Annotated in this window: 1 protein-coding gene; it reads left to right on the top strand. The window is 71.2% G+C overall.

The window, feature by feature from the left end:
- Positions 1 to 68: 68 nt before the first annotated feature.
- Positions 69 to 468, top strand: a 400-nt coding sequence (locus RAD15_RS43730; protein WP_458184849.1) for a protein phosphatase CheZ, incomplete at its 3' end; no start/stop codon positions are given.

Genomic DNA, 468 nt, shown 5'->3' on the forward strand with positions numbered 1-468 from the left:
CTGCCATGCCTCAAGCCGTCCAATCCGCTCCACGCCAAGCCGCCCCCCGCACCGCGCCCCAGCGGGACATGGTGCACGAGCTCGTCGAGATCGCCGACTACATCAGCCATCTCCGGCAGGAGATCGCGGCGCTGCGCGCCAACGAGATCACCCGCGACCGCATCCCCATGGCCCACGAGGAGCTGGGGAGCGTGCTCGAGGCCACGGCCGGCGCCACGAACACGATCATGGCCTCGGCGGAGGCGATGCTCGGCCTGCCCGACGACGCGAACTACCGCGCCAACGTCGAGGAGAAGATCTACGAGATCTTCGAGGCCTGCGCCTTCCAGGACATCACCGGCCAGCGCATCGGCAAGGTCGTCGAGGCACTGCGCCACCTGGAGCTGCGGCTCGTCCGCTTCGCCTCCGCGGTGCGGGCCCGCGACGAGGCCGGTCTCGACGCGGCCGAGGCGGAGCGCAAGGCGCGGG

Source organism: Bradyrhizobium sp. 14AA, from assembly GCF_054185205.1.